The organism is Candidatus Hodarchaeum mangrovi, assembly GCF_975850365.1.
In genome coordinates, this window is sequence record NZ_CDLCQJ010000134.1 from 1 (window position 1) to 4,314 (window position 4,314).

General features: G+C 34.4%; 3 protein-coding genes. All 3 read right to left on the reverse strand.

Annotation, left to right across the window (positions count from 1 at the left end):
- Window positions 1–664, reverse strand: a 664-nt coding sequence (locus ACWVCY_RS12730; protein WP_455143208.1) for a serine hydrolase domain-containing protein, incomplete at its 3' end; no start/stop codon positions are given.
- Window positions 665–980: 316 nt separating this feature from the next.
- Entirely contained in the window at window positions 981–2,345 is a 1,365-nt protein-coding gene (locus ACWVCY_RS12735) for an MFS transporter (protein ID WP_455143209.1), read from the reverse strand.
- A 19-nt stretch (window positions 2,346–2,364) separates the two neighbouring features.
- The coding region (locus tag ACWVCY_RS12740) for a PEP-utilizing enzyme (RefSeq protein WP_455143210.1) at window positions 2,365–4,314 on the reverse strand (1,950 nt) is incomplete at its 5' end.

A 4,314-nucleotide genomic window follows, 5' to 3' on the forward strand; every position in this document is an offset into this window, starting at 1 on the left:
GTTCATCGGCAAGATAACTTCCTAAGTAACCTCTGGAAACATTATTAGTAGAACTAAAATCAATGTCAAAAGCAAATTTTATCCCTAAAGGATCACCTAGAAGATCCTGTATCAGCTCTGGATATGTGTTTCCTAAAATTTGTTCCAAAATATATGTAATAAGATCCATTCCAATATTGGAATAAGCGAAACTAGTACCTACAGGAAATTTTAACCAAGAGTTGTTAATACCTAGAATATGTTTCCTCCAAGTTGGTTTCTTGTGATCAAAAACTCCTCCATCTCTAGATTCTCTAGCAAGACCAGAAGTATGAGAAAGAAGGTGTCTAAAAGTAATCTTATTTCCCTGGTCTACACCATACTGACTGTTTACTGAAAAATCAGGATAATATTTTATAACTAGATCGTCTAACTGTACTATCCCTTTTTGTACAGCTAGAAGGAAAACAACAGCGGTCACGGTCTTTGTTGTTGATTGTAGGCAAAATAGACTGTCAGCATTGACATCGTTAACTTTTTCCATCTCGAGATGTCCAAGACATTCTAATAGTAGTATTTCATTCTTCGTTACTAATGTAAATGCTATTCCAGGGATATTGAGGTCTGACATAGCATTATTGAGTTCGGTTTTGAATGATTGGATAATATTATCAGAATTATTCATTGAAACCATCTTTACATGTGATTTTAATGGAGAAGAATGATTTTTTATTTATTAAATAGTTTGATTTAATGGCAAAAAGGAATTAACAAATTAGATCTATTCAAAGATGCTAGTAAAGGACTAAAACCCTTTTGAGTCAATATGGAAGAATTCATAATCCTATTATTATTTGTTTCAAACTATTGAAAACAAAGTAATTTAATTTGATGTTGTTAAAAAGAAGATTAAGAATAAAATTTTTTGAGTGTACGAAAAGGAGCTTATTTGATCCTTATCCCAGAAGGCAGAAGATAGGTAGCAACAGACTTTAAAAGATTTAATTACTATTTTTTACACTTTTCTGATCTTTTGCAAATAAAATCAATGCAAGATTTGATATTAACATGAGGAGTCCTGAACTTAAATAAGCAATACCTGCTCCTGTTAATACTACATTATTGATAACTTGAAATTCCTGGAGATAAAACAAATCATACAAATATCCCCCTAGTATTGGTCCGAATACCGCTCCAAGATTGTATGTAGCATCCACAATGCCGAATTCCTTACCTCTAGAGGTATCTGGGATTAAATCACTCTGAAAAGCTCTAAACGATGACTGCATTGACATGAAAAGAAAACGAACGAATGCAAAAATGCCTACAAGAATTATAATTTCGGTTTTTACACCCAAAAGTGTCACAAACAAAGCTACTGATAGTCCAGAGACCCAAACAGTCCGCTTTCGACCAATCTTATCGCTTAATGAGCCACCAACAGGAGCACCAAAAAGCGCTAATATACCTACAATTCCTATTATTATAGCAATTTCCCCTGAACTCAATAGATAATATTCTTCTAAGAATAATGCTGTTATTGGTAATAAAAGTGCAGTAGCAAATCCATTTACAATGGCTACAAAATAAATCGTATAGAGATCGGATGATCGATAACTTGGAGATTTGAAAAATATATGGAAAATAAAAAGGGGACTCTCAACTGTTTTCTTTAATAATTGCTTTAAACTGGAATAATAGATTTCTCTCTTTGAAGTCTCAATATTCTGAATTTTTGGATCAATTACATTGAAGATAAGAAATAAAGTAGCTATTACACCTAAGGAAGCTACGCCAATAAATGTATATCGGTATGAAAGGATCTCAGAGTATCCCATACCAGTTAGAATCGTAAAAAAGCCATATCCAATGAATGGACCAGTAGTGAGGCCAGCCATCATGCTCAGCATATAAAAACCAAGGTTTCTTCCTTTTCTTTCTTCTGAAGAAGCATCTACAACTAATGCTTGTCCAACAGGCCAGACAGCAGCAGATGCCACTCCAGATAACATCCTTAATATGAATAAGGAGAAAAAATCGCTAGCTAAACCATATCCTGCCATTAGGAAGGTATAAACAGTCATTCCAATAACTATAATTGGTTTCCTTCCAGAAATGTCAGAAAGATCTCCATATGCGGGAGAGAGGAGAAATTTCATTAATAAGTTACCTGCGGTAATTATCCCTATTTGAAAAGCAACTCCTATAATAATATTGTTTCCAATTATGATTTCGGACAACAATTCATTTGCATAAAGTGGTAAAAATGGTACAATTACCGAATACCCCGAAATGATGATGAACGATGCCAAATATAACGAGGTCAAGGTTTTTACAGAATTCTCAAACGGAGGGGTAGCTTTCATTCAATCACTTCAATAAGCTTTAAGCCCTTTGAATTATTCGGACTATTCCCTTACTTCCATCAACTAAGACGCGGTCTCCTGTCTTCAGTCTTACAGATCCGGTACCTGTACCAACAACTGCTGGAATTCCTAATTCTCGGGCCACTATAGCGGCATGAGACAATACAGCACCTATATCTGTTACAATCGCTCCTGCTTTCGAGAAGAGGATAGTCCAACCTATGTTAGTAGTATTTGTAACTAGAATTTCACCTTTCAGGAGCTTATGCCCTTCACTCGGATCATCAATGCGCCTGACAATTCCTTCATATTGCCCAGCGGATCCAGCTTTTCCTTCAATAGTATTCTCATCCTCAATTACATACTCTTTCAAATCAGGATCATATATAACAATATTTCGATGAGGATTCTCTGCCCACTGAAATGGATCAAATCTACCTCTTATCCATGTTGGTAAGGTTGGTAATTTCTCATTTTGTTTATGAGTTTCACGTCTAAGAGGAATATATGCAAGTTCAGGGATATCATCATCTTCTATTGAGAGAAGTTTGCATATTTCGTCAATTGTTAAATAAAAGATGTCATCATTTAACTTCGTTAATTCCCCTGCTCTTAGTAGAAAAGCTCTTATCAGACCCAATACTCGTGATAATTCTGTCCTTACTAGCTCACGTTTCTCACAGAATTCATTAAATTCGTCAATTGTCTTCTTAATTTTTCTTGCCTTTTTTTGACCAATCTTACCCGAAATTTCCTGAAAAGTTTCGAGAAACATTTGTTCTCTATCTCTTAATAGACTTCGAAAATCGATTCCTGATTCTTTAAACTCCTGTATTTGACTTTCCAACCATGAAGAATTTTCATAGGGACGTGGAACAGATAAATAATTTTCAAAAGTATCACGATGACCATATTCGTCTAAATATTCCTCTTGAGACATTTCACCGACTACTATTCTATGTAAGCCAACTAGTTGTCCCGCAGATGCTAATTCATCACTTCCGATGCTAATAGTAGCATAAAATTTCTCAGAGTCTTCTTTATTAAGATTTTTATCCAATAAGCTCGTTAAAGAACGATTTTTATAAGCAAATTGTTCATTCACATAATCTTGCATTGTTTGAAAATCTAAAAAAACTGCCTTAGTTTCTATCCATACCTTTAATAAGTCCTGTTTTTTCTCTATTTCAATAATTTTCTTTCGAGTTTCTCTGCAATAAATCGAATTTTCAGAAGCAAGATGGTCAAAATTCTTCATGAGTTTCCTTTTTCTTCGATCTTTTGCCAATTCATCAGGAATAATCTTAGTCAATACTGTCAAAAGACTAATTTTTAACAATGGAATGGTTAGATCTTTAGGAGGTGTTCCCATCGTCCTTTCAATCATTTCTCGAGCTCTTTTATCGCTTCTTAATAACTTCAGGAGGAAAGAGTACATGAATGAAAAGTTAAGATATGGACGACCAGCAATACATCCAATAACTGGTAATTCATACTCAAAAATTTGTTTCATTTTATCATATGAGATTAAAGCATTATATAGGATCTCCCATACCGACCAAGAAGCAGGAGTTAATGGTTTAGGAAATACTTCAGCCATAATTTGATTACTCCAAGCTAAATCCCCAGAAAAAGTTGCATTAGTTTTGAAAGTAACAGGATCGATAGCCACAAAAGTAGTTATTGGTCTGGATTGAAGGATGTACACTTTTCCTTTGGAAATTGCAAACTCAATATCTTGGGGAAGACCTAATTCCTTTTCAATCTTCATCCCTAGTTTGTATAATTGTGAAGCAAATTGTTGAAATTCAGATGGACCATCAAATTTACCCTTTATTTTTTCAAAATGAAATTCAATGGCGTCTACCTCCCCAGATACTAATTGATCTCCTAATCCGTGTATATAGTTTCCTACCATGTGGTTCCGATCACCTGATACCGGATCACCTGTAAATAAGACTCCTGAAAA